The following is a 25,422-nucleotide window of genomic DNA, read 5'->3' on the forward strand; positions in this document are numbered from 1 at the left end:
ACATAATAGAGTGATATATGTTTTGTAATAAATATTTCATTACATTCTAAATCATACCTAAACTTTCCTAAATGGGGATTTTTCGAAATTAAATTAGTACTTCGTAAAACTTCATTCACAAATTTTTGTGCGATTTCAATATTTCTATATTGAATTAAATAATTACGTGTTGTATAAAAAGTATATTTAGCTTTTGTTGACCAAACAATTTTCATTATTAAAAAATTAGCTTAGTAAATTTATAGAAAAACACCTACAAAAGTATTTACAATTCAAATCTTTTTCCTTGTTCAGGATAAATAATTTTAACCTTTAAGTCATTTTGTTTTTGCAGCTGTTCTTTAAGTTTTATAATATTTTTAGTGGGTGGCTTTAGATGAGTCACAATAATAGGAAAACCATTCAAAGTACCTTTTCCTGCTAATTCTTCTAAGACATGAAGCTCTTTCATGAGATAATTTGGAGTCAGATGTCCGAATAAAAACTGATCCGGTTGTTCATTTGGGAAGGAAACCTCAATAAAAATACCTTTTAATTGTTTGCTTTTAATCAAAGGCGCAATTGCTGTCCAAAGAGACTTTAATTTATCGCTTTTCTCTACAGCATCAGGACCGGTATCGCCCAGATAGAGTACATACGATTCACCATTTTTAATTAAGAAGGCAGTGCTTTCAAACGGATTCACATGACTTAACGGAAATGCTTTTGCCGTCATCGTGGTATTGGTAATCGGAATTTCTTCTGCTATATTTAAAGTCTGAAAATGGTATTTTTTTAATGGAGTTCCGGGACCTTTATCTCCAAAATTGGCCCAGGTTTGATCATTGAAATAGTGATTTTCCATCATTTCCATACATTTTTCAGTGGCATAAACCGTCTTGGAAGAATCAGCAGGAGAGTTTATAATTAAACCCGAAACATGATCTAAATGGGCATGAGAAACAAAATAACCTTTAATGTATTTTCGTAAAACTTCGCTGGTTGAAACTTTAAAAACCTTGTTTTCAATTGCTTTTTCAATTCCGGCATTCACAGTTCCGGCATCTAAACAGATAAAATCATTGGTGTGAGTAGGGGCAACTAAATAGGCTGAAAGATTCTTCTCATCTATTCCTCCTTTTATGCCTAACGGAACTACCTGAAAGGAAGATTTTTTTTCTTTTTGAGAAAAGGCCTGAACTGAAATTAAAAGGAAACAGATTAAAAATCGGTTAAGAATAGACATATTAGAGTAATTTTAGTACCACAAATTTCATCAATTAAGACGAATAAATCATGATAGAAAGCTGTGATTCATTTTAATTAAAGCTAAATTTACCTGATTTTAACAAATTAGTTTGGTCTATTTTCGGTCCGAAATAATATCTTTACATAAAAATATAACAATTTTAACAAAAAAAGTTACAATGACAACAATAGCATCACAGTTTGGAATGAATGAGGCTCTGGAAAAATTGGGCATCAAATCAATAAACGAAGGAACATCAACGGGGCTGGAGAATTTTTCTTCAGGAGAAATTTTAAACAGCTTTTCACCGGTTGATGGAAAATTAATAGCATCAGTAAAAATGTCGACGCCTCAGGATTATGAAAAAGTTATGCAGGCAGCTACAGAAGCTTTTAAAAGTTTTCGTTTAATTCCTGCACCACAACGTGGAGAAATTGTGCGTCAGTTTGGACAAAAGCTTCGTGACAATAAAGAAGCGCTTGGTAAGTTGGTTTCCTACGAAATGGGTAAATCATTGCAAGAAGGTTACGGTGAAGTACAGGAAATGATTGATATCTGTGATTTTGCAGTTGGTTTATCGCGTCAGCTTCACGGATTAACAATGCATTCCGAAAGACCGGGACACCGTATGTACGAGCAATACCATTCGTTAGGAGTTGTGGGAATCATTTCGGCATTTAACTTTCCGGTTGCAGTTTGGTCGTGGAACACGGCTTTGGCGTGGATTTCCGGAGATGTTTGTGTTTGGAAGCCTTCTGAAAAAACACCTCTTTGCGGAATTGCCTGTCAGAACATTATCGCTCAGGTGATCAAAGAAAATAATTTACCGGAAGGAATCTCTTGTTTGATCAATGGCGACTATAAAATTGGAGAATTAATGACAGCAGATACGAGAGTACCATTGGTTTCGGCTACAGGCTCAACCCGTATGGGGAAAATTGTAGCGCAGGCTGTTGCCGGACGTTTAGGGAAATCATTGTTAGAGTTAGGGGGAAATAATGCGATCATCGTTACTCCGGATGCCGATATTAAAATGACCGTTATTGGTGCTGTTTTCGGAGCTGTGGGTACAGCGGGACAACGTTGTACATCGACAAGACGATTAATCATTCACGAAAGTATTTACGATAAAGTAAAGGATGCCTTGGTTGCTGCTTATAAACAATTAAGAATTGGAAACCCATTGGATGAAAACAATCATGTTGGACCGCTTATTGACACGCATGCAGTTGAAATGTATGCACTTGCTTTGAACAAAGTGGTTGCCGAAGGAGGGAAAGTATTAGTAGAAGGCGGAGTCCTTTCGGGAGAAGGTTACGAAAGCGGCTGTTACGTAAAACCTGCAATTGCCGAAGCTCAGAATTCATTTGAAATTGTGCAGCACGAGACATTTGCTCCAGTGTTGTATCTGATTAAATATTCAGGAGAAGTGGATAACGCTATTGATCTTCAAAACGGAGTTGCACAGGGATTGTCATCAGCAATTATGACCAATAATTTGCGTGAAGCAGAAAGATTTTTATCAGTAGTGGGTTCTGATTGCGGAATTGCGAATGTAAATATCGGAACTTCTGGTGCTGAAATTGGAGGTGCTTTTGGTGGAGAAAAAGAAACCGGAGGTGGTCGTGAGTCAGGATCTGATGCCTGGAAAATTTACATGCGTCGTCAGACCAATACAATCAATTATACAACGAGTCTGCCTTTGGCACAAGGAATTAAATTTGATTTGTAGAATTCGTTTTTAATAACAGTTATAAAGTACAAAAGGCTTCCAAATTTGGAAGCCTTTTTGAATTTTAAGCTATTGAGTGCTTTATTTTTTTAGAACAGTTTGGTTGAACGAGCCTTCATTAGTATAAACTTTTACTAAGTAGGTACCCGAAATTAAATTACTTACATCAATGCTTTCAACATTTTTGCCTACACTTTTTACTAAAGTTCCCGACATATTGTATACCTGAACTTTTTCTATACTTTGCGCTGATTCGGAGAAGTATAAAACATTTGAAGCCGGATTTGGATATAAAATCACCTTTGAAGCTTTTGATTCTGCAGGAATTTCAGCTGTTTGTGTTGTTCTTAGCGTACTTGCGCTATTGTATTCTGTACTGATGTAGAACAAATTGGCAACAGAACCTTTTGTAATGGTATTGGATCCTGCAGGAATTGAAGCCGTCACCCTTCCGGCTGATGCAGTGTATGAGACATTATTTACTTTGATCGTTCCGGTAAAGTTAGAGTCGAAAACCAAGGTTAATGTTGAAGGACTCGTAGTAGTATAGGTAATGGTAGTATTTGATTCTATTTTGAGACGTGCTGTAAGAGTTAATCCCGCATAGGTTACTGATCCGTTAGTTGAATTCATATTTCCCGTAATAGTGTAAAATGAACTTGTTTTTCCGGATGTTGTAAAGTTATGAATCTCATCTCCGGCAGGTGTTCCGGTAGTAACAGTAATAGTTCCTGAACCTGTTGCTGGAGTTCCGGTTCCGGTTGTAGCTATCGAATACGACACGTTAGCACTTGGAGTTCCTGTAATGGTGATCGTTTTGGCACTGGTATTTTTTACAAAACTAATTCCTGAAGCAGGCAATCCTGTAATTGTTGCATCTGTTGCAGTTCCTCCCCAGGTAAAAACAATCGTTGCAATTGCGTTTCCGCTGGCAACTGTTTGACTGTTATTGTTTGTGGATGTCAGTGTTTGCGTGCCGGCTGTGGTTACTGTAATGGTTCCTGAACCCGTTGCCGGAGTTCCTGTTCCGGTAGTGGCGATAGAGTAAGAAACAGTAGCGGTTGGAGTTCCGGTAATAGTAATGGTTTTGGCGCTGGCATTTTTTATAAAACTAATTCCTGACGCCGGAAGTCCGGTAACCGTTGCATCTGTTGCGTCGCCTCCCCAAGTGTAAACAATCGTTCCGATAGCAGTACCGCTGGTTACAGTTTGATTGTTATTGGCAGTTGCCGTTAGGGTTTGAGAACTTGTAGGCGGATTGCCTTCTCCCTGAACAGCCACTAAAGTTCCGGTGTAATTGGTAAGTGCCGATTTCAGTGCGGTGATTACAAGTGAAGAGGTGTCATCTACACTATTATCAAAAGTCCATTTTAAATCGCCTCCCGAAACACGTCCGGCGTATTGAGTTACTTTTGTTTTAGCAGTCGCCGGTTGTTCGAGGATTAAATTTTTAACGTATAGTGAAGCATCAGTATCAAAGTTATTGTAGGTATTGGCTCCCGATTTTGATTTAACAGCGCTGCTTACTGTTTCACCTCTTGTCGTGGCAACATAAGCATCAAAGTCGGTTGTTGAGCTAATTTTTCCTGAAATATTGTATAACGGATTAGGATCGTTATAAGCAACGAAACGCATGCTATTCGTTCCGTTTGAAGCATCAAAGGTATTGTTGAAAGCTTTAATTGATCCTCCGGTTTCCCCTGAGAAAGTTCCCATAGTTCCGGCATTGTTTACCTGATTGGCTTCGTCCCAGATATCAGTACCCTGCAAAGAAGTTAACATGGGGTGCTTGCTGTTGCGGAAGTAATTTCCTTCTATGAATAACGAAGATCCTAATGTAGACCCCGAACCGTATTTGGCTACACCATCAAAATAATTGTTGTAAATGTGAGCGGAATAATAGCGCACACGAGGATGACGCGAATCAGAATGATCGAACCAGTTGTGGTGATAGGTGATGTACAAACCACTTGTAGTGCCTTCGCTTAGCCCCAAAAGACTTGCTTTTCCGTTGTCCCAAAAGTGATTGTAAGACAGGGTAATGTAAGTTGATGTTTTATTGTCTAAAGCTCCGTCTCCCTTAATTTGATCAGCATCGCTTCCTGCATTTCCATAAAATAAATCGCAGTTGTGTACCCAAACGTGGTCATTGTCTTGTTGCATACCAACATTGTCACCCGCGGTACTGTTACAGTTCATAAGACCAAGATTGCTTACCTCTATGTTCGATGCCGATTTCAAACGTATGCCCCAGCCATTGGCAACAGCATCATTTCCTATTCCTTCGATCGTAAGGTAACTGGCTGCATTGTTGGCATTTTCAATAACAACATCTCCGCCTTCCATCACAGACATGTCGGTAATATTTCCAATTAAACGAATGATAAACGGACGTGTATCTTTTCCTTTTTTGATGGCATACAATATATTTTGTAAACCAACACAAGGATTTGCACTGGCTCCGGTGATATTCATCGAAATAGTGTTTTTGGTATTTTGTGTGATGTATAAAATAACCGCATTGTCTTTCGGAGTTCCGTCAGCTTTGTATCCTCCCGGAACGCGTCCGCCCTCAAAAGCAAATCCATTACGATCATGGGCAGCAACGGTTAACGAACCTGTTGTTGAACCAGTACCTTCTGCACCCGAAATGACTGGTTTGATCTTAACGGTGTAAGATCCCGCTTTTAGACCCGGAATGTCCGCACGAAAATAACTTCCGTAACTTCTGATCAATTGGTCGTCAATTTTTTTATCGGTGACTCCATTACCGGAGTAATACACATTGTAGGTTTGTGCATTGCTTACAGGCTGCCATTTAACAAATGCCGATTCAAGCCAGCCCGAGGATTCGGTAATCTGTACTTGTTGTGCCCATAGGGGTACTGTAAGTAGTAAAAGCAGGTGAATGAGTAGGTTTTTTTTCATAATTGTGGTTTTTTGGTTAATAAAGTTTTTTGTGATTTTTTGGGTATTGCTTCAATAAACAAATTTGTAATCGATTACACAAAAATATGTTATTTTTCGATATGTGTAAAATATTTGTTATAAAAAAGTAAAAATGATAAAAAATTATACTTTTAAATAGTGATAATGTAATAAATTGCATTAATTGTAATTTATTACATAAATACGATGGGTTTTGTGAAGTAGCATTTTTATTGCATTTGAGAGCATATTGGAGGAAAGAAAACAAATGCAATAAAACGAAAATATAGATTTATAACATTTTGAGTAATTTATGTTATAGAGGTGGAAAAGTTGCATTTTGTGATTTAAAAATCATCTTTTCTACAGCCGTTCATACCTTTTGAGATGAAAAAAGAAAGTAGTAGAGAAAGGTGTCTGTGAATTCTGCAGTATTGATTAGATTGAAGTTTTAAAGCAGGCTGAAAGCTTAAAACAGTAGTATAGTGTTAACATGGAGTGGGCATTAGCCTGAGGGGTAAGAGCATAAAAAAAAAGCCTTTTGAATATTTCAAAAGGCTTTGGTTATGAGAAAAAGAAAGAATTAATCTTTGCTTGATAATTTTGATAATAGTCGTAAGAATTCAATGTACAACCAAACTAGTGTGATAATTAGTCCCATTGCGCCATACCATTCCATGAATTTTGGCATTCTTTGCTGTACTCCTTTTTCGATCTGATCAAAGTCTAAGAATAAGTTTAACGCAGCAATAATAATCACAAAAACGCTAATTCCGATACTCATCATGGAGTTTCCGTAATGAACAGGAGTCCAGCTTGTGAATAAAGAGACTAACCATGAAATTAAATAATAAGTAGCAATTGCTAATGTTGCCGCAACAACAACTGACTTAAATTGCTCCGTTACTTTTACGATTCTGAATTTATATAAACCAAGGCATACTAAAAAAGTAACCAGAGTTGCGCCAACGGCATTAATTACAATTCCGGGATATTTGGCTTCAAAGATGGCTGAAATTCCTCCAATGAATAGTCCCTCAAATAAAGCATAACCAGGAGCTAAATAAGGAGAAGCCTGAGGTTTGAAGGCTGAAATTACAACTAAAATTAGTCCAATGATGGCACCACCAATAGCTGGCAGCATCACATTCATCCCATTAAATGCCATCCACCACGTTACCATGGCCGATCCGCATAAAATTAAAAACAAAATAGCCGTTTTGTTGATTGTACCCGATAAAGTCATCTCCTGATTGTAGTCGATAATTTGTGCCTGATGTACTTCTTCAGCTTTTGAAACAGCATTAGAGGAGAAACGCTTGTTGCTTAAAAATGGATTTTTTGAATTGAAGTTCATAATGTAATTGGTTTTAAAAACTCATCAAATATAATCGATATTTTTTGATGTGCCTTGATTCCTATGGAATTTTTAACAGTTTGGGGACGATTGTTTTGAAGCTTTATTCCTGTAAATAAAAAAGCCGTCAATGAAAATTGACGGCTTGTATCTTGATGTTGAATTTTTTATTTTAAAACATCTAAAACTAAAGAAGGGAATAAACCTAAAGCAATGTTTAAAGCAATTGAAATTACTGCAACCGCATAAATAAGGAAAGGTTTTCCTGTACGTTCCTGATTCGGCTCTTTAGAGTACATCGCTAAGATTAGTTTGAAATAATATCCAACACTAATAATGGAGTTGATAACCGCTACAATTACTAAAGCAATGTATCCTGCCTGAATGGTTTGGTTGAACAAGAATAACTTAGCAAAGAAACCGGAGAAAATAGGAATACCAGCCATAGACAATAACGAACCTGTAAGGATTGCTGCCAATAGAGGATTTGTTTTTCCTAAACCATGGAAATTGGTAATATCTTCGTTATCCTGATTTTTACATACGTATAAAACAATACTGAATGCAGCGATTCCGGCCAATGCATACGCAGCTGTGTAATACAATAAAACACCTGCTGAGGTTGCTATCGTTAGCAAAGTCATTAACATAAAACCGGCATGCGAGATTCCTGAGAATGCCAGCATACGTTTTACATTTACCTGACGCAATGCCATTATATTTCCAACTGTCATAGAAGCGATTGAAACGATTACAACAATAGTTTCAAAAGTTCCTAAAAGATCCTGATTGTCTAGTGATGGAATGAAATTCAATGCAGAAACCAATTTATAAAGCGTCGCAATTGCCACAACTTTTGCCAAAGTACTCATTAAAGCAGTAGTCAATGCAGGAGAACCTTCGTAAACATCCGGAGCCCAGAAATGAAAAGGAACCGCTGCTACTTTGAACAACATACCAATAATCATCAAAATCATTCCGATTGGAAACCAGATTGGTAATTCGGCAGATAAAGAGATTTCATGGATTTCAGCTACATCAAAAGTTCCCATCGCTCCGTAAATCAAACAGATTCCGAATAAAATGATTCCTGATGCAAAAGATCCCATTAAGAAATATTTCATACCAGCCTCATTACTTTTCAAGTTCAAACGATCACTTGCTGCCAAAACGTAAAGAGCAATTGATAGAATTTCAATTCCTAAGAAAAACATCGCTAAGTTTCCGAAAGAAACCATAGCCACTCCACCGGCTAATAAAAATACTTTGATCGCAACGAAATCGGAGATTTTGGTTGGATGATTTTCGTAAAAATTATGACTTAATGCTACCAGGAAAATGGTCAACACAATAAACAACGATGAAAATGTCACAGAGAACTTACTCACTGTAATCATATTGTTATAGTAACTTGCTGTTGATCCGAATTCGTAAAAGTTAAGTGCCAAAACACCTAGTAAACCAATGATGGTAATAGGAACAATGGCCTTTCTTAAATTAAGAATTTCAAACAATAGGCAGAAAATACCCAATCCTGTTATAGCTATTAATGTATTCATTTTTGTTTTTTTGATTTAGGAAATCTAAAACTAATGACGCCCTAATTTATTTTTATTTAAAATATTTTTTAATTTTTTTACAGTGTTTAACTTTTTAAGTTTCTCTATAAATCTGAAATCAGAAATCGTTAATCCGTATTCTAAAATCTTAGTTTTTATGGATAACGTTCAGAATCGTTTCTAAACTTGGTGTAATCAAATCTGTAATTGGTTTTGGATAGAATCCGAAGAAAATCAACACTGCAATAATCGCTACTAATGAAATTCCTTCATTAACAGAAACGTCAGCAAAAGTTTTCGAATTGGTTTCTCCCAACATTACATTTTGAAACATTTTAAGCATATAATAAGCTCCTAAAATAATAGTAGTTCCGCCTAAAACAGCAAACCAGATATTAATTTGAGAAAGACTATACAGAACAGTAAATTCTCCAACAAAGTTAAAAGTACTTGGTAAAGCAACAGAAGCCAATACCAAAATTAAAAACATAGAGGTGAATTTTGGAGATTGTGTACGAATACCGCCTAATTGTGAAATTTCTCTGGTTTCATATCTTCTGAAGATAATTTCGGCTGCATAGAACAAACCTACTACTACAAAACCGTGAGCAATCATTTGCAATACAGCTCCACGTAAACCATCAATAGTTAGGGTGTAAGTTCCTGCAGCAATTAAACCAACGTGCGCCAAAGAAGAGTAAGCCAATAATTTCTTTAAGTCTTTTTGTCTTAAAGCTACAATTGATCCGTAAATCACACCCGCAATTCCAAGAGCAATAAAGATGTTCATGTATTCTTTTGCTGCCAATGGTGCAAGTGGCAATTGCCAACGAATAACACTGTACAATCCCATCTTTAACATGATACCGGATAAAAGCATTGTTCCAACCGTTGGTGCTTTTTGGTACACATTTGCCTGCCAGGTATGGAAAGGAATGATTGGAATTTTAATAGCATAAGCAAGGAAGAAAGCTAAGAATATCCATAATTGCTCGCAAGCTGATAAATTTAATTTGTACAAATCTTCAATTAAGAAGCTTCCGGCTTTCTGATACAAGTAGATAAAAGCAACTAACATGAACAAGGAACCTGCCAGGGTGTAGATAAAGAATTTAACTACTGCTTTTCTGCGTTCTTCGGCATCACCATTCCCCCAAATAAGGGCAATAAAGTAGATTGGAATAAGCGCCAACTCCCAGAAAATATAGTATAAAAGACCGTCTGCTGCCAGGAATGTTCCTGTCATAGCAAAGGCCATAAATAAAATTAGAGCATAAAAACCTTTGGCATTTTTGTATTCGTTACCAAAAGAAGAAAATATAATAATTGGCGTTAAAGCTACAGTAAGTAAAAGCATCGCCATACCTAAACCATCTGCGTTTAAAGCAAATGAAATTTTTGGCTGAGTAATCCAGGTATTGATCAGGCTGATATTCTCACCAGCTGAAAAATGATTTAATAAAACAATTGAACAACCTAAAGCCGCCAAACTAAAGAACAAAGCTACTTTTGATGCTAGTTTGTCACCAACAAAATAAGTGGCAAATGCACCAATTAGAAGAATAATTAATATAAGAGAAACGTTCATAGTTGTAAAATTATTTAGCTAAAAATATATAGGAAACAATGGCACAAAGCCCTAAAACAAATGCAAAAAGATATAATCCGATACTTCCGTTTTGTAATTTTTTACCTTGAAAAGCCAATTCGTTGGCTACTTTTCCTAATCCAAAAACAAGGGCAGACAGACCAGTTTCGATATAGTCTCTGAAAAATTTTGATAATGCATTAACAGGACGAACGAATACTGCATCGTAAGCTTCGTCTACATAATATTTGTTGTACAATACTTTGGTCAAACCGCTAATGTTTTCATCCGCTTCCGGAACATTATCCTGTTTGAAGTATTTCACATAAGCAATTAAAATACCTAATAATCCACCCAAAACAGCAACACCCATTAACGTGTATTCTGTGGTACCTAAATGGTGCTCTTCACCTGCAACTTTTGTGAAAAGAGGGGCTAGATAACCATTTAACCAGCTGTTTCCAGGTAAACTGATCAATCCTCCAAAAGTAGCCAGAATAGCTAAAATCACTAAAGGGAAAGTAATCAATCCGTCACTTTCATGTAAGTGGTGTTTTTGCTCTTCGGTTCCTCTGAAATCTTTAAAGAAAGTAAGGAACATCAATCTGAACATATAAAAGGCTGTCATGATCGAAGCAATAGATCCTACTACATAAAGAGGAATATTGTGATGGAAAGCCGTTAATAAAATTTCGTCTTTAGAGAAGAAACCGGAGAAAAACGGAACACCTGAAATGGCTAATGATGAAATTAACATCGTCCAGAAAGTGATAGGCATCGCTTTACGCAAACCACCCATTTTACGCATATCCTGCTCTCCGTGTAAACCGTGAATTACAGATCCTGAACCTAAGAATAAACAAGCTTTGAAGAAAGCGTGTGTGATTACGTGAAAAACAGCTACTTCATAAGCACCAAATCCTAAGGCTAAAAACATTAAACCTAATTGAGAAACGGTAGAGTAGGCCAATACTTTTTTAATATCGGTCTGAACCAAACCAATTGTTGCGGCAACTAATGAAGTTACAGCTCCAATAACAGCAATAACCGACTGAACGTCCGGAGCTAAATCAAATACAAAGTTCAAACGGGTAATCATAAAGATACCGGCGGTTACCATTGTCGCAGCGTGAATCAATGCCGAAACCGGAGTTGGTCCTGCCATCGCATCTGGCAACCAGGTGTATAATGGAATTTGTGCTGATTTACCACAAGCTCCAATAAACAAACATAAAGCAGCTAATGAAAGCAATGGGATATTTAAGTTCGATGCTCCTGCGATTGCCGTTTTTAAAGTAGCATAATCTAAAGTAGAGAACATAGCACCTAGTATGAACATTCCGATTAATAAACCTAAATCTCCAATTCGGTTCATGATGAAAGCTTTTTTCGCAGCATCATTGTAATCCTGGTTTTTGTGCCAGAATCCAATTAATAAGTACGAACAAAGTCCAACACCTTCCCAACCGATGAATAAAACTAACAAGTTACTTCCCATTACAAGAGTAATCATGAAGAAAACGAACAGATTCAAATAAGCAAAAAACTTGTGCATATTCTCATCGTCGTGCATATAACTGATAGAGTATAAATGTATCAATGATCCAATACCGGTTACGAAAAGCAACCAAAGTAAAGACAACTGATCTAGTAAAAATCCAAGATTGATCTTTAAATTACTAATTTGAATCCAGTCAAATAAAGTAACCTGAAGCGCTTGTTTGGTTTGGCTCACCTGATTGAAAAAGAAAAGGGTAACAGCAAAAGAAACCACTACAGCAGCAGTTCCGATGATTCCTGAAACGGTTTTTCCTAAGCTCTTGCCAAAGAAAACATTGATTAAAAATCCTAAAAAAGGAGATAAAACTAAAAGTAAAGCTAAATTGGTATCCATTTTTATTTATCCTTTTAAATTTTTTAAATTATCGATACTAATCGAACCTAAATTTCTAAAGATCGAAACTAAAATAGCCAATCCAACTGCGACTTCTGCTGCAGCAACTGCCATCGAAAAGAATACGAAGACTTGTCCCTGCGCATCCTGATGGTAAGTTGAAAAAGCAACAAATAAAAGGTTAACAGCATTCAACATGATTTCGATAGACATGAAAACGATAATAGCGTTTCGTCTGTACAATACACCAAAAATACCAATACAGAAAAGTACAACACTCAAAAAGATGTAATTTTCAATACCTATTTGATTTAATATATTACCCATTATTTATTTAATTTTTCTTTTTTAGACAATAATACAGTTCCAATCATGGCTACTAAAAGCAAGATCGAAGCAAATTCGAACGGAACCATATATTCGTTCAGTAATATTTTACCCAATACTTTGATTGATTGGAAATCTTCACCCGTTGAGTCGTATTCGCCAACAATTGGTTTAGAGTTGATAAAAATGGCAATTAATACGATGCAGATCAAACAGAAAGAAACAATGGCGCCCAAACGAGTAATTCTGGGACGGTGTACTTCTTTTTGTTCGTTCAGGTTCATCAACATGATCGTAAACAGGAACAGAATCATAATCGCTCCCGAGTAGACTATAATGTGTACGATAGCCAAAAATTGAGAGTTTAATAGTAAATAATGACCGGCAATAGAGAAAAAACAAATCACTAAGTAAATAGCACTATGAATTGGGTTTCTGCTAAAAATAGTCAGGAAAGCGGTAATCACCGTAATAAACGCTAAGAAACAAAATATAATTTGTACAGTTGTTGCGTGTGCAAAATCGGGAATATGTATCATTTAGTTAGCATTATTAAGTTGGGCATTTTTGATAGCCACATCAAGAGGCATCACTAATCTGTCTTTTCCAAAAATGAAATCTTCTCTTTCATAGCTTGAAGGTACCAAAACTTTTGAAGTCGTCAGGTAAATGGCGTCTTTCGGGCAGGCTTCTTCACATAAACCACAGAAAATGCAACGTAACATATTGATTTCATAGATTGAAGCATATTTTTCTTCTCTGTACAAATGTTTTTCATCTGCTTTACGCTCAGCGGCTTTCATTGTGATCGCTTCTGCAGGGCATGATAAAGCACATAATCCGCAGGCAGTACAGTTTTCACGACCTTGTTCATCACGTTTCAATTGGTGCTGACCACGATAAACCGGACTCATTTCACGCACTTGTTCGGGATAGTGAATGGTCACCTTTTTTCTGAATAAGTGTTTAAGCGTGATAAACAATCCTTTTACAATCGCCACAAGATACAATCGTTCCATAAAAGTCATCTCCTTGTTAGAGACCACCTTTTTTCTACCCGATAATGATATAGTTTCTATTGACATTTTTTAATGTATGATTTACGATTCACTATTTGTATGATACAAATTAAATCTGTTTTATTTTTCTTTTCAAGCTAATCCTGCTATCCGCTGTATCTTTTGTCTCGTTCAAAAACGAGATCACAAAAGGATCCCGCTGCTATCAGGGCTAGGGCATTACGGTTCTTAGAATCCTAAAGCTGCTGCGATATCGTGTCTTAATATTACAGCACCCGTAATCATAATGTTAATAATGGAAAGCGGAATTAAAATTCTCCATCCTAAATTCATTAATTGATCGTATCTGAATCTTGGAATCGTCCAACGTACCCACATATAGAAAAAGATGAAGAAGCATATTTTAACAAACAATACTGCGATACCTAAAATATTTCCTGCGTTTACCCCTACATTATCAACCATCCATTGCATTCCGGGATAATTGTATCCACCAAAGAACAATACCGAGATAATAGTGGCTGAGATGAACATACTCGCATATTCAGCAAACAAATAGAATCCCATTTTCATCGATGAATATTCCGTATGGTAACCTCCAATTAATTCGTTTTCACATTCTGCTAAGTCAAAAGGAGTTCTGTTCGTTTCAGCGAAAGAACAAATTAAGAAGATTAGAAAAGATAACGGCTGGTAAAAAACATTCCAGTTCATTCCTTGTTGTTGTAAGGAAATTTCTTTTAAGCTTAAAGTTCCGGTCATCATCAATAAAGCAATCATCGATAATCCCATGGCAACTTCATAAGAAACCATTTGTGAAGCTGCGCGAACAGCTCCCATCAAAGAGAATTTATTGTTAGAAGCCCATCCACCAATCATGATACCATAAACTCCAACAGAAAGAACACCAAAAATATATAATAACGCAATATTGATATCAGTCGCCTGTAAATAAACATCACGGCCAAAAACATGTAATTTGTCTCCCCAAGGAATAACAGCACTGGTCATTAAAGCCGTACTCATTGCGATTCCGGGCCCTACGATAAATAAAAATTTATTTGGTGTATTGGGGAAAAACTCCTCTTTCGAGAATAATTTCATACCATCTGCAAGAGGTTGTAATAATCCTCCCCATCCGGCACGGTTTGGTCCTACACGGTCCTGTAAAAAAGCAGCAACTTTACGTTCAGCCCAGGTAGAATACATTGCCATAATCATAGTAATCGCAAAAACGACAACAATAACGACACTTTTTTCTATAATAAATGCACTTTCCATTTCTTAAGATTTTTTATCATTAGTAATTAATGGAATTGCTGCCATACTAATTTTTTTACGATCAATATCTCTACCTAAAAGGATATTTTTCTCTGTATCGATTTCAACTTTCTCTAATTTTTGAGTGTAGTTGTTTTGGTTGATTACAGAATCTTTTTCAAATTCTCTTGGTCCTTCAATTACCCAGTCGCTTACATTTTTATGATCGAAACGACAGCTGTTGCAAATGAATTCTTCTACTTCATGGTACTCGTCTTTACGACCGGTAACACGTTGAATTTCTCCTCCAAACATCCATACGGTTGTTTTACCACAACATCCCGGAGTTGTACATTCTCTGTGAGCGTTGAAAGGTTTGTTGAACCATACTCTGGATTTGAAACGGAAAGTTTTATCGGTTAAAGCCCCAACCGGACAAACGTCGATCATGTTTCCTGAGAACTCGTTGTCGATTGCTTTAGAAATTCCGGTTGAAATATTAGCGTGGTCACCACGGTCTAATACTCCGTGAACTCTGTTGTCTGTCAATTGATCGGCAACTTGTACACATCTTTGACATAAGATACAACGGTTCATATGCAGTTGAATATTCGGACCGATATCTTCCGGTTCGAACGTTCTTTTTTCTTCAATAAAACGTGATTTCGGATTTCCGTGCTCAAAACTTAAGTTCTGAAGATCACATTCTCCTGCCTGATCACAAATAGGACAATCCAGCGGGTGGTTGATCAATAAAAACTCTGTTACCGATTTACGGGCTTCTGTTACACGATCAGAAGATTTACTGTTTACTTCCATTCCGTCCATACATCCTGTTACGCAAGATGCCATTAATTTTGGCATTGGTCTTGGGTCAGCCTCACTACCTTTCGAAACTTCAACTAAACAACAACGGCATTTTCCACCGCTGCCTTTTAATTTTGAGTAATAACACATGGCTGGCGGAACTAAATCTCCACCAATCATACGTGCAGCCTGCAGGATTGTTGTTCCTGGCTCTACGTCTATACTTTGACCGTCTATGGTTACTTTCATCTCTTACTTTTGTTTTTTTAGTTTCAGGTTTCAGGTTCCAGGCTTTCACTTGAAACTAAAAAACTCGAAACTTTAAACTATATTTTTAAACTGTTTGTTTGCCTACTAAATGCTTCACTTGTGAGAAAGGTTCAGCTACAAAGTGATCTCTATTCTTAATTTTTTCCGGGAAACGAACGTGATATTCAAATTCATCTCTAAAGTGGCGAATTGCTGCGGCTACCGGCCATGAGGCTGCGTCACCAAGTGGACAAATCGTATTTCCTTCGATTTTACTTTGAATGCTCCACAATAATTCGATATCCTCTTCACGGCCCTGACCGTTTTCAATTCTCCACAATATTTTTTCTAACCATCCTGTTCCTTCACGGCATGGCGTACATTGTCCGCAAGATTCATGGTGGTAAAAACGGGCGAAATTCCAGGTATTACGAACCACACAAGCGGTGTCGTTGTACACAATAAATCCTCCGGAACCTAACATCGATCCGGTAGCAAAACCACCATCACTTAAAGATTCGTAAGTCATTAAACGGTCTTCACCGTTTGCTGTTTTAAAAATTAATTCAGCAGGTAAAATTGGCACTGAAGATCCTCCCGGAACAAACGCTTTTAAAGGTCTGCTAGAAGACATTCCCCCTAAGTACTCATCAGAATTCATGAATTCGTCAACACTTAAACCCAATTCAATTTCATAAACTCCCGGGTTTTTAATGTGTCCTGAAGCCGAAATCAATTTAGTTCCTGTAGAACGTCCAATACCTATTTTTGCATAATCGTCACCAGAATTGTTTACGATCCAAGGCACAGTAGCGATAGTTTCTACGTTGTTTACCACTGTTGGATTGGCCCAAAGTCCTGAAACCGCCGGGAAAGGTGGTTTAATACGAGGATTTCCTCTTTTACCTTCCAGAGATTCGATAAGTGCAGTTTCTTCTCCGCAAATATAAGCTCCGGCTCCACAGTGAACGTGTAACTCTAAATCGTAACCTGTACCTAATATGTTTTTTCCTAACCAACCGGCTGCTTTAGCTTCGGCGATGGCTCTTTCTAAAATTTTGAAAACCCACATATATTCTCCACGAATGTAGATATAAGACAGGTTAGCGCCTAAGGCATAACTTGAGGTAATCATTCCTTCAATCAATAGGTGAGGAATAAATTCCATCAAATAACGATCTTTGAAAGTTCCCGGTTCAGACTCGTCGGCATTGCAAACTAAATGTCTTGGTTTTCCTGATTTTTTATCAATAAAACTCCATTTCATTCCAGCAGGGAAACCTGCACCACCACGACCACGTAATCCTGATTTTTTTACTTCTTCAGTAACTTCATCCGGCGTAAGTGTTTTTAAAGCTTTTTCTACAGAGGCATATCCACCATTTTGGCGGTATACTTCGTAGGTTTTAATACCCGGAATGTTGATTTTATCTAATAATATTTTCTGTGACATCTTATTTTAAAAATTGGTCTAAAAATCCTTTTAAAGGCTTTAAATGTTCATTTGTAGTTGTATCTAAATTCCACATTTCTGATAAATACTCATTATTTTTATTCCTTATACTTGAATAAAGATCTTTATATACTATAATTTTCCCCTTCTTACTAGATGGAATTGTTGCGTCGGCATTTCTATCATTTACGATGCAGGAAATAAAATCATCCCAGCATGGGGTTATATTTTTATTAAATGATAATTCTAACAATTGTTCTAAATTATGACTTTCATTATTATTGAAAGGTAGATAGAATCGATTAATTGTGGTTTTTTTTCCATTTAGCCAATCTTGAATATCTTTTTCTTTTTTGGAAATATTATCACTTTTATCTTCATCTGCATCAAATAAAGAGATAAATTTTATGTTTTCATTCTCTGCTTTAAGCTTTATAAAAAAATTTGAATTTATCTGATTTTTTAATTTTGCCCATCCACCAGTATTTTCAGTTTCTGTACTTCCCTTATTTGTGTCAGTAACAACAATTTTTTTGTTACCAACCGTAATTTCATATTCCTTCTCTGTAACATACTTTTGTTTTTTAATGTCAGAGTCACAATAATTTTTTAATATAAAATCTCTAAAGAATGAAACATCATTCTTGTCTTCTACCAAAAGAACTACATCAATCATATATCTTTTCTCCTCTAAATGGTAAATTTTTAATTGAGTACTCTATGTTTTCAAAACCAGAAACAGTTCCAGAGAAAACGGTTTCTTTTGATTGAAAAAGTTCAATTAACCTTATATCGTTTTGAATCGTTTCGTTCAATTCTTTAGAAGCTTGAAAAAAAGCTTCTGAGCATTCTTTAGAATGCGTTGTGGCGAAAAGTTGAATGTTTAATTCCTTACAAAGCTGAATAACAATTTTCCAAAGTTCTACTAGTTTTGTATGATGAATCCCAGTATCTATTTCGTCAATAATAATTTTATTATAATCGCTGGACAATAATAAAATAGTTATGTAAATACTTCGGACAAATCCTTCTCCGTATTCTCTTATATTGTGAAACTCATCTCTTTCGGTTGTTTTAATCATTAAGCTTTTGAAAGAAAGTAGATTTATTTCTGAACTTTGAAATTCGGTAATTTCTATATTTGGAAATAATTTTAAAATTATCTCTGAAATTTTAACGCCTAAATTTAATTTTACAAAAATCTGCTCATAATGTTTGCCTAAAAACTTTTCTAATTCATCATTAAGCATTAATGAAGGAATACTAGGTATTTTGCTATTTTCGGGTTTGTTGATGAAGTTTTCGTAATAAGTGGATGTTAGGTCTAGTAAAAACTTTACATCATCATTATTTTTAAAAACTATCCAGTTTTTTGATTTCTTTCTTATACCATCATAATCAAATAAACTAACCTTATCTGTGAAATTTTTTAAATCTTCTTTTGAAGTCTTATGTATTTCTTCAAATATGTTTTCAATTGAATATCTGTCCTCATTTATCTGAAAACCGATAGGTCGTTTTTTGTTTTTCTGGTAAAAAGTAAAAGTATTGCTCTCAAAATTTAACTCTTTGTTTTCTTCATTTAAGAGTGTAAATAAATTGGGAATTAGTCTTCTTTTAATTAATAATTCATGAAACCAATTGATTGTGTTTTTTGGTCTTTTATCAAACAGCAAAGCCTCCAGTAGACAAGTTTTACCAACATTGTTATCTCCAACAATCAAATTAAATTGCCCAATATCTTGTATCTCAAGAGAGTCAAACTTCTTGAAATTTTCGATTTTGAAATATGTTAAATGATTGTTTTGCACTTTTATTTATCGTGTAATATTATTTTATCCTCTCTGCAATCAGCGATTAACTGATCGATTTTTTCTTCTGTCAATTTTTCTTTGTAGAAATCTCCCAACTGCATCATCGGAGCGTATCCGCAAGCGCCTAAACATTCTACACCGGCAATGGTAAACATTCCGTCCGGAGTTGTTTCTCCCATTTTAATGCCTAATTTTTCAGAAGTATAATCCATTAAATTTTCAGCACCGTTTAAACAACAACAAGAAGTCTGGCAAAATTCGAACATGTATTTTCCAATTGGTTTTTGGTTGTACATGGTATAAAAAGTAACCACTTCGTAAACCTCAATTGGTTTGATGTGCAAAATTTCGGCAACTTTATCCTGTAACTCTGTACTCAACCAGTTGTCATGAGCGTCCTGTACTTCGTGCAAAACGGGTAACAAAGCCGATTTTCTTTTGTCCTCAGGATAATGACTGATCAATTCATTGATGCGGGACATCAATGCTTCGGTCATGTTTATTTCTTGTTTGTAATGTTTTCGTTCCATTTTTATTTTAGATTTTAGATTTTGGATTTCAGATTTTTTCAATCTTTGTCCATTAATCCATATTCTGCAATCTTTTTTAATTTTAGATTTCTGATTTTAGATTTTAGATTTTTCAATCTACAACCTGCAATCTAAAATCTACAATATCTTTACGCGTCTAATTCTCCTGCAATTACATTTAAACTGGATAGAATAACAATTGCATCCGAAAGTAAAGATCCTTTAATCATATCCGGATAAGCCTGGTAATAAATAAAACAAGGTCTTCTGAAATGTAATCGGTATGGCGTTCGGCTTCCGTCTGTAACCAAATAGAATCCTATTTCTCCATTTCCTCCTTCAACCGGGTGGTAAATTTCTGCAACCGGTACAGGAACTTCTCCCATTACAATCTTAAAGTGATAAATTAAAGATTCCATCGAAGTGTAAACATCTTCTTTTGGAGGAAGGTAGTAATCCGGAACTTCTGCATGGTATTCGTTTCCTGCCGGCATTTTAGCCAAAGCCTGACGAATAATGCTTAAACTCTCCCAAACTTCAGCATTACGAACACAGAAACGATCATAAGTATCACCTGATTTTCCAACAGGAACAACAAAATCAAAATCTTCGTAAGAGGAGTAAGGTTGTGCTACACGAACGTCATAATCAACTCCTGCAGCGCGTAAGTTTGGACCAGTAAATCCGTAAGCCATTGCCTGTTCTGCTGAGATAGCACCAACGTTTACGGTTCTGTCAAGGAAAATTCTGTTTCTTTCGAATAAGTTAACAAACTCTTGCCAGGCAACAGGGAATTCTTCTAAAAAGACGTCTAGTTTGCGGAAAGCTTCAGGCGACCAGTCTCTTTCGAAACCACCAATTCTTCCCATATTGGTTGTTAAACGAGCTCCACAAATTTCTTCGTAAATCTCATAAACTTTTTCTCTAAATTGAAAAACGTACAAGAAACCAGTATAAGCACCAGTATCTACACCCAGGATCGAGTTACAGATTAAGTGATCTGTAATACGGGCCAGCTCCATTACAATTACTCTAAGGTATTGTGCTCTTTTGGGAACTTCAATGTTTAGTAATTTTTCTAAAGTCATCCACCATCCCATATTGTTAATAGGAGAGGAGCAATAGTTCATACGGTCAGTAAGAGGAGTAATCTGGTAAAAAGGGCGATTTTCAGCAATTTTTTCGAAAGCTCTGTGGATGTAACCGATTGTTGGTTCAGCCTCAAGAATTCTTTCACCATCCATCAACAGGATATTTTGAAAAATACCGTGAGTCGCCGGGTGTGTAGGACCTAAATTAAGTACTGAAAGTTCACTTCCGTCTTCGTTTAGTTTGTCCTTAATTATTTTAGCATATCGATGCTCTGGTGATAATAATAGTTCTGACATTTTATAATGTTGAATTATTTATTTTTAGCAATTTGTTGTTGTTCTTCCAAAGAATCTGTCGTCTTTATCAGTTCTTCCGCTGTCTTCCATTGGGAATTCTTTTCGCATTGGGAAAGACACCATTTCGTCCATATTCAAAATACGTTTCAATTGTGGGTGTCCAATAAAATTGACTCCGAAGAAATCGTATGTTTCTCTTTCCATCCAGTTCGAACTCAAGAAAATATTTGAAATGGTTTTGATTTCCGGTTTTTCACCGTTTAAATATACTTTGATTCGAATACGTTTGTTTTCGTACCAGTTGTGCAAGTGATAAACGATGGCATACTGACGATCCGTTTCGTTGTCCGGATAATGAACACCGCATAAATCGGTTAGAAAGTGGAAGCGTAAATCGGAATCGTTTTTTAAAAATAGAATCAGGGCTGTGATTTTATCAGCGGTAGTTTCCAATGAAAAAATATCTCTTTCCTGTTGAAAGTTAAAAACACTTGTATCAAATGTTTCTGTAAGTTTATCTTGGATCAGGGTATTTTCTAAAGCCATCTTAAGTAATATTATATGAAGCTAGTAATTCTTGGTATTCAGGAGAGCTTCTGCGCCTTACAGATTCGCTTTTTACTAATTCCTGAAGTTTCATTACTCCGTCAACAATTTGTTCAGGTCTTGGAGGACATCCCGGTACATAAACGTCAACCGGAATTACTTTGTCAATTCCTTGTAGAACAGAATAAGTATCGAAGATTCCGCCTGATGAAGCACATGCTCCAACAGCAATTACCCAGCGAGGTTCAGACATTTGTTCGTAAACTTGTCTTAAAATAGGCGCCATTTTTTTTGAAATAGTTCCCATTACCAAAAGCATGTCTGCCTGACGAGGAGAGAAACTCACACGCTCAGAACCAAATCGTGCTAAATCGTAATGTGAAGCCATTGTTGCCATGAATTCGATACCACAGCATGAGGTTGCAAAAGGTAGTGGCCATAGTGAATTGGCTCTTGCCAAACCTACAACATCATTTAGTTTTGTGGCGAAGAAACCTTCACCAGTAACTCCCTCCGGCGGCGCAACCATATTTACATTTGAATCGCTCATTTTTTATTTTAGATTTTAGATTTTAGATTTTAGATTTTTAATTCTGAAACCGAAATCAATATTTTAAAAATCAATATTGTGTTTTGAGAAGTTATCTTTCAAATCTAAAATTTTAAATCAGGTAATCTAAAATCTAAAATCTGAAATCTAAAATCGCAATTATTCCCAGTCTAAAGCTTTCTTTTTGATGATATAAAAGAAACCCACTAAAAGAAGCGACATGAAAACAATCATTTTAAGCATTCCTTCTACGCCTAGTTCTTTGAAGTTTACTGCCCATGGGTAAAGGAAAATTACCTCTACGTCAAACAGTACAAATAAAATGGCTACCAGGAAGTATTTTACAGAAAAAGGAATACGTGCGTTTCCAACAGATTCGATACCACATTCGAAGTTTTTATCTTTTACTTCAGAACTTCTTTTTGGACCTAATTTTCCGGAAATAACGATGGTTCCTGCGACAAAACCCACAGCCAAAATGAACTGCATTAAAATAGGAATGTAACTGTATTGATCAGATTGCATAAACTTAGCTTTTTTACTTAAAGAATAAGCCACAAAGATAACTTTCAACTCTGTAAATCACAAGCTAAAAAATGATTTAAGTGTGCCCTGAAACCGGGTTAACAGCTAATTTTTATTGATTATAAATAAGATCCAAGGATTTTAGTATTTTTTTAAGATTTGGGTAAAAAAAAACGTCCCGATACTTCGGGACGTTTTGAAAACCATTCAGAGGCAAAAAAAATAAATTGCTATATTTTTCTTAGATTACTGCTACTTTAGCAGCAACTTTCCCTTTTCTTCCTTCTTCTTCTTCGTAGCTTACACGGTCTCCTTCGCGTAATTCTTCCGCGTTAATTCCTGAAGCGTGAACGAAGATGTCTTTTCCTGTTTCTTCGTCTGTAATGAATCCATAACCTTTAGACTCATTGAAAAATTTTACTGTACCTGTACGCATTGTAATTGTAATAATAATTTATAATAAAGCAAATGTAATATATAAATTCATACAAAAGACATATACCTGTTAAATTTTTGTAAAAATTATTGATTAACAGTCTTTTCGCTATTTATATTGCATCAAATTTGGTATGTGTATACTTTATTTGAGAATCATTAATTATTATAATTAAATGTTAAAAAAGTAGCTTATGTTTTACAAAAATTTTGTATATTAAGCGGAGTTTGTTTTTTTTAGACTTGTTTTTGTGGGAAAAAGCCTGTGTTTACTAGGGTTTTATTTTGTGTTTTAAGATTTTATTAACACGAAAAAAGGGCGAAATGACGTCAAAATGCATAAAAAAACGACAACTGAAACTTTTAGTTGTCGTTTTTTATTTTCTAAAAAAGAGAATAAGAAATTATTTCAAATCTAATTTTATAGCAAGTTCTTTCAATTGTGCTTCATCAATAGCTGCAGGAGCATCGATCATCACATCACGTCCCGAATTGTTTTTTGGGAATGCAATAAAGTCTCTGATGGTTTCCTGACCTCCTAAAATGGCTACTAAACGGTCTAATCCAAAGGCTAAACCTCCGTGTGGTGGTGCTCCAAACTGGAAGGCGTCCATTAAGAAACCAAACTGTGCTTTAGCTTCCTCTTCAGTAAAGCCTAAATATTTGAACATTAATTGCTGTGTTGCTTTATCGTGAATACGAATCGAGCCTCCGCCAATTTCATTTCCGTTTAACACCATATCGTAAGCGTTTGCGCGAACTTTCCCTGGTTCTGTTTCCAGCAGTTGCATGTCTTCCGGTTTTGGAGAGGTAAACGGGTGGTGCATTGCGTGGTAACGCCCTGATTCTTCGTCTAATTCCAATAGTGGAAAATCAATTACCCATAATGGTGCAAATTCTTCCGGATTACGCAAGCCTAAACGGGTTGCAAGTTCCATACGAAGTGCGGAAAGCTGTGCACGGGTTTTATTGGCAGGTCCTGAAAGAACAAAAATCATATCTCCCGGTTTTGCTCCTGTGATTTTTGCCCATTGGCCTAAATCATCCTGATCGTAAAATTTATCTACAGAAGATTTGTAAGTTCCGTCGTCGTTGCATTTGGCATACACCATTCCTGATGCTCCAACCTGAGGGCGTTTTACCCAGTCAATTAAGGCATCGATTTCTTTACGGGTATAGTTTCCTGCTCCAGGAACGGCAATACCTACTACTAATTCTGCAGCGTTGAATACCGGAAATTCTTTGTGTTGCGCAAATTCGTTTAATTCACCAAATTCCATTCCGAAACGAATGTCCGGTTTGTCATTTCCATATGTTTTCATAGCATAGTCGTAGGTAATTCTTGGGAATTTGTCTACGTCAATGCCTTTGATTTCTTTTAATAAATGTCTGGTCAGTCCTTCAAAAACATTTAAGATGTCTTCCTGCTCTACAAAGGCCATTTCGCAGTCGATTTGTGTAAACTCAGGCTGACGGTCCGCACGTAAATCCTCGTCACGGAAACATTTTACAATCTGAAAATATTTATCCATTCCACCCACCATCAATAATTGTTTGAAGGTTTGAGGTGATTGTGGCAAGGCATAAAATTGTCCTTCGTTCATGCGGCTTGGTACAACGAAATCTCGTGCTCCTTCCGGAGTCGATTTGATAAGATATGGAGTTTCTACTTCGCAGAAATCTAAGTCCGATAAATATTTACGAACTTCCATAGCTACTTTATGACGGAACAATAAACTGTTTTTTACAGGATTTCTTCTGATGTCTAAGTAACGGTATTTCATTCGGATATCTTCACCACCATCCGTTTCGTCTTCGATTGTGAAGGGAGGTGTTAAAGCGGCATTCAGAATAGTTAGTTCCGATACTAAAATTTCGATTTCACCGGTTGGAATATTTTTGTTCTTGGCTTCACGCTCAATTACGGTTCCTTTTACCTGAATTACAAATTCTCTTCCCAAGGTTTTGGCAAGTTCAAAAACTGCTTTATCCGTGCGGCTTTCGTCAAAAATAAGTTGTGTAATTCCATAACGGTCACGTAAATCAACCCAATTCATAAATCCTTTATCGCGTGATTTTTGAACCCAACCCGCTAGTGTAACTTCCGTGTTAATATTTGAGGCGTTTAATTCGCCACAATTATGACTTCTATACATGATCAAAATTTTAGACTGCAAAAGTAAACACAAAATTCAAATTAATATAGTAAAGTGATGACTTGATGCTTAGAAAT

23 protein-coding genes are annotated in these 25,422 nt (G+C 36.1%); 1 reads left to right on the forward strand and 22 read right to left on the reverse strand.

The annotated features are described in order from the left end of the window. Together JO950_RS22205 and JO950_RS04910 are read right to left on the reverse strand one after the other, a co-directional pair. On the reverse strand, positions 1–215 hold a 215-nt coding region (locus JO950_RS22205), incomplete at its 3' end, for a type II toxin-antitoxin system RelE/ParE family toxin (RefSeq protein ID WP_237732278.1). 50 nt (positions 216–265) lie between these two features. Then, positions 266–1,225 carry an MBL fold metallo-hydrolase gene (locus JO950_RS04910; protein ID WP_202701592.1) on the reverse strand — a complete coding sequence of 320 codons (960 nt, stop codon included), beginning with the start codon at positions 1,223–1,225 and terminating at the stop codon, positions 266–268. Positions 1,226–1,406: 181 nt separating this feature from the next. Here JO950_RS04910 and JO950_RS04915 point away from each other — a divergent pair, with 181 nt between their 5' ends. Continuing rightward, positions 1,407–2,960, forward strand: a complete 1,554-nt coding sequence (locus tag JO950_RS04915; protein ID WP_202701593.1) for an aldehyde dehydrogenase family protein — start codon at positions 1,407–1,409, stop codon at positions 2,958–2,960. A gap of 81 nt (positions 2,961–3,041) precedes the next feature. Here JO950_RS04915 and JO950_RS04920 read toward each other — a convergent pair whose 3' ends face one another. From JO950_RS04920 to aspS, 20 genes are all read right to left on the reverse strand, one after another. Next, entirely contained in the window at positions 3,042–5,888 is a 2,847-nt protein-coding gene (locus tag JO950_RS04920; protein ID WP_202701594.1) for a T9SS type A sorting domain-containing protein, read from the reverse strand. Positions 5,889–6,471: 583 nt separating this feature from the next. Continuing rightward, the gene (locus tag JO950_RS04925) at positions 6,472–7,245 is read right to left on the reverse strand and encodes a Bax inhibitor-1/YccA family protein (protein WP_017494595.1); all 774 of its coding nucleotides are present in this window, start codon (positions 7,243–7,245) and stop codon (positions 6,472–6,474) included. A gap of 167 nt (positions 7,246–7,412) precedes the next feature. Beyond that, entirely contained in the window at positions 7,413–8,804 is a 1,392-nt protein-coding gene (locus JO950_RS04930; protein ID WP_202701595.1) for an NADH-quinone oxidoreductase subunit N, read from the reverse strand. A gap of 148 nt (positions 8,805–8,952) precedes the next feature. Beyond that, the gene (locus JO950_RS04935) at positions 8,953–10,392 is read right to left on the reverse strand and encodes a NuoM family protein (protein ID WP_202701596.1); all 1,440 of its coding nucleotides are present in this window, start codon (positions 10,390–10,392) and stop codon (positions 8,953–8,955) included. A gap of 10 nt (positions 10,393–10,402) precedes the next feature. After that, positions 10,403–12,286, reverse strand: a complete 1,884-nt coding sequence (gene nuoL / locus JO950_RS04940) for an NADH-quinone oxidoreductase subunit L (protein ID WP_202701597.1) — start codon at positions 12,284–12,286, stop codon at positions 10,403–10,405. 6 nt (positions 12,287–12,292) lie between these two features. Further along, entirely contained in the window at positions 12,293–12,613 is a 321-nt protein-coding gene (nuoK, locus tag JO950_RS04945; protein ID WP_017494599.1) for an NADH-quinone oxidoreductase subunit NuoK, read from the reverse strand. Then, positions 12,613–13,152 (reverse strand): NADH-quinone oxidoreductase subunit J, encoded by a 540-nt coding sequence (locus JO950_RS04950; protein ID WP_017494600.1) that lies wholly within the window; start codon positions 13,150–13,152, stop codon positions 12,613–12,615. Before JO950_RS04950 ends, nuoK begins: the two co-directional genes overlap by 1 nt. Further along, positions 13,153–13,698: an NADH-quinone oxidoreductase subunit I gene (locus JO950_RS04955; RefSeq protein ID WP_026109775.1), complete on the reverse strand. Its 546-nt coding sequence runs from the start codon at positions 13,696–13,698 to the stop codon at positions 13,153–13,155. Between the two features lie 162 nt (positions 13,699–13,860). Next, positions 13,861–14,913 carry an NADH-quinone oxidoreductase subunit NuoH gene (nuoH, locus tag JO950_RS04960; protein ID WP_202701598.1) on the reverse strand — a complete coding sequence of 351 codons (1,053 nt, stop codon included), beginning with the start codon at positions 14,911–14,913 and terminating at the stop codon, positions 13,861–13,863. Between the two features lie 3 nt (positions 14,914–14,916). Then, on the reverse strand, positions 14,917–15,948 hold the full coding sequence (locus JO950_RS04965) for a 2Fe-2S iron-sulfur cluster-binding protein (protein WP_173965355.1): 1,032 nt from the start codon (positions 15,946–15,948) through the stop codon (positions 14,917–14,919). A gap of 85 nt (positions 15,949–16,033) precedes the next feature. Beyond that, positions 16,034–17,401: an NADH-quinone oxidoreductase subunit NuoF gene (gene nuoF / locus JO950_RS04970; protein WP_017494604.1), complete on the reverse strand. Its 1,368-nt coding sequence runs from the start codon at positions 17,399–17,401 to the stop codon at positions 16,034–16,036. Between the two features lies 1 nt (position 17,402). Beyond that, entirely contained in the window at positions 17,403–18,077 is a 675-nt protein-coding gene (locus JO950_RS04975) for a DUF3226 domain-containing protein (protein WP_202701599.1), read from the reverse strand. Further along, a complete protein-coding gene (locus JO950_RS04980) occupies positions 18,070–19,212 on the reverse strand; it encodes an ATP/GTP-binding protein (protein ID WP_202701600.1) in 1,143 nt (380 codons plus the stop codon). Before JO950_RS04980 ends, JO950_RS04975 begins: the two co-directional genes overlap by 8 nt. Before the next feature lie 2 nt (positions 19,213–19,214). Further along, the gene (locus JO950_RS04985) at positions 19,215–19,745 is read right to left on the reverse strand and encodes an NAD(P)H-dependent oxidoreductase subunit E (RefSeq protein ID WP_202701601.1); all 531 of its coding nucleotides are present in this window, start codon (positions 19,743–19,745) and stop codon (positions 19,215–19,217) included. A gap of 149 nt (positions 19,746–19,894) precedes the next feature. Next, positions 19,895–21,133: an NADH-quinone oxidoreductase subunit D gene (locus tag JO950_RS04990; RefSeq protein WP_202701602.1), complete on the reverse strand. Its 1,239-nt coding sequence runs from the start codon at positions 21,131–21,133 to the stop codon at positions 19,895–19,897. A 24-nt stretch (positions 21,134–21,157) separates the two neighbouring features. Further along, the gene (locus JO950_RS04995; RefSeq protein ID WP_017494607.1) at positions 21,158–21,679 is read right to left on the reverse strand and encodes an NADH-quinone oxidoreductase subunit C; all 522 of its coding nucleotides are present in this window, start codon (positions 21,677–21,679) and stop codon (positions 21,158–21,160) included. Between the two features lies 1 nt (position 21,680). Next, the gene (locus JO950_RS05000) at positions 21,681–22,229 is read right to left on the reverse strand and encodes an NADH-quinone oxidoreductase subunit B (protein WP_017494608.1); all 549 of its coding nucleotides are present in this window, start codon (positions 22,227–22,229) and stop codon (positions 21,681–21,683) included. Between the two features lie 159 nt (positions 22,230–22,388). Beyond that, a complete protein-coding gene (locus JO950_RS05005; RefSeq protein WP_026109777.1) occupies positions 22,389–22,754 on the reverse strand; it encodes an NADH-quinone oxidoreductase subunit A in 366 nt (121 codons plus the stop codon). Between the two features lie 241 nt (positions 22,755–22,995). Then, on the reverse strand, positions 22,996–23,190 hold the full coding sequence (locus tag JO950_RS05010; RefSeq protein WP_007137066.1) for a cold-shock protein: 195 nt from the start codon (positions 23,188–23,190) through the stop codon (positions 22,996–22,998). Between the two features lie 403 nt (positions 23,191–23,593). Beyond that, complete coding sequence (gene aspS / locus JO950_RS05015; protein WP_202701603.1) at positions 23,594–25,345, reverse strand: aspartate--tRNA ligase; 1,752 nt, start codon at positions 25,343–25,345, stop codon at positions 23,594–23,596. Positions 25,346–25,422: the final 77 nt, after the last annotated feature.

The organism is Flavobacterium sp. UGB4466 (assembly GCF_903469665.1).
Classification (GTDB): domain Bacteria; phylum Bacteroidota; class Bacteroidia; order Flavobacteriales; family Flavobacteriaceae; genus Flavobacterium; species Flavobacterium lipolyticum.